The 1,883-nt window shown below is 70.0% G+C and carries 2 protein-coding genes; both read left to right on the forward strand.

The window, feature by feature from the left end; translation table 11 throughout:
• Position 1 precedes the first annotated feature (1 nt).
• Positions 2–1,543, forward strand: coding sequence for an MFS transporter (locus ACDELDRAFT_RS21935; protein ID WP_005800802.1), 1,542 nt, complete (start codon positions 2–4; stop codon positions 1,541–1,543).
• A gap of 145 nt (positions 1,544–1,688) precedes the next feature.
• On the forward strand, positions 1,689–1,883 hold a 195-nt coding region (locus tag ACDELDRAFT_RS25910; protein ID WP_232504820.1), incomplete at its 3' end, for a hypothetical protein.

Below are 1,883 nucleotides of genomic sequence, written 5' to 3' on the forward strand. Positions count from 1 at the left end.
GCTGTCGGTGCCCGTGTTCCGCATGCTGTGGCTCACCTGGGTGGCGGCCAACACCTGCATGTGGATGAACGACGTGGCCGCCGCCTGGCTCATGACCACGCTCACCACCTCGCCCATGCTCGTGGCGCTGGTGCAATCGGCCTCGACGCTGCCGGTATTCCTGCTAGGCCTGCCCAGCGGCGCACTGGCCGACATCCTGGACCGGCGGCGCTATTTCATCGCCACGCAGTTCTGGGTGGCCGCCGTGGCTCTGGTGCTGTGCGCGGCCATTGTGGTGGGCGGCATGACGGCGCCGCTGCTGCTGGCCCTCACCTTTGCCAATGGCATTGGCCTGGCCATGCGCTGGCCGGTGTTCTCGGCCATCGTGCCCGAGCTGGTCAGCCGCCCCCAATTGCCGGCGGCCCTGGCGCTCAACGGCGTGGCCATGAACGCCTCGCGCATCGTGGGCCCGCTGGTGGCCGGTGCCATCATCGCCAGCGCCGGCAGCGCCTGGGTGTTCGTGCTCAATGCCGTGCTGTCGGTCCTTTCGGGCCTGGTCATCATGCGCTGGAAGCGCACCCACGTGCCCAGCCCCTTGGGCCGCGAGCGCCTGGGCAGTGCGATGCGCGTGGGCGTGCAGTTCGTGCGCCAGTCGCCGCGCATGCGGGCCGTGCTGTGGCGCATCTCCCTTTTCTTCCTGCACGCCACGGCGCTGCTGGCCCTGCTGCCGCTGGTGGCCAAGGGGCTGGAGGGCGGCGGTGCGGGCACGTTCACGCTGCTGCTGGCCTCGATGGGGGCCGGTGCCATCGTGGCCGCCATGTTCCTGCCGCGCCTGCGCCAGGCCATGGCGCGCGATGTGCTCGTGCTGCGCGGCACACTGCTGCAGGCGGCGGCCACAGCCGTGATGGCCATCGCGCCCAATGTCTACGTGGCCGTGCCCGCCATGGTGGTGGGCGGCATGGCGTGGATCACCACGGCCAATTCGCTCAGCGTATCCGCCCAGCTCGCGCTGCCCAACTGGGTGCGCGCACGCGGCATGTCGATCTACCAGATGGCCATCATGGGCGCCACGGCACTGGGCGCGGCCGTGTGGGGTCAGGTGGCCACGCTCACGTCAGTGCACCTGAGCCTGGCATTGGCGGCGCTGACAGGCGTGATCGCCATGGCCGTGGTGCAGCGCCTGGTGACGGACCGCCACATGGAGGAGGACCTCAGCCCCTCGCAGGCCTTCAAGGCGCCGGTGGCGGCCACGCCACCCGAGGCCGGGCGCGTGGTGGTCACCATCGAATACGCCATCGACCCGGCACGCGCCACCGAATTCCGCGCCCTCATGCAGGACAGCCGCCGCAGCCGCCTGCGCCAGGGGGCGCTGTCGTGCGACCTGCTGCACGACATGGCCGATCCCACGCGTTACGTGGAGCAGATCGTGGACGAGTCATGGACCGAGCACCTGCGCCGCTTCGACCGCGTCACCGCCTCGGACGTGGCCCTGCGCGAGCGCAAGCTGGCATTCCACACGGGCGACGCACCGCCCAAGGTGACGCGGTGGACGGCGGCTCAGTAGGGTTTTCGGTGTTTTGGGCCGCTGGTGGTTGTGGAGCGTGCGCCAATAGCTATCAAATTGGTAGTTTTCGGGTGCCTTGTGTGCCCCAGGTTCCGATGAAATCACCAGCAAGGTGAGCCCCGTCCACGCCCGCTGGAGCCGGGTCTTGCCAGCTCCAGCGATCAGGCCATGGGCCTGGGCCGTGGCGCGCTCGGCGCGTGCCGCCTGGCTTCCGGCACACCACGGTGCTTTGCCGGCGCGCACCGCCGGGGAAAAGCGGACGGCAGCCCCCTCCTACAGCCCCGCTCCCGCATCGCCCGACCTGCTGGAGCGTCGCGATTTTTGTGCGCAAGCGCCGCGC

It is taken from the genome of Acidovorax delafieldii 2AN (assembly GCF_000175235.1).
Taxonomy (GTDB): Bacteria; Pseudomonadota; Gammaproteobacteria; order Burkholderiales; family Burkholderiaceae_C; genus Acidovorax; species Acidovorax delafieldii_B.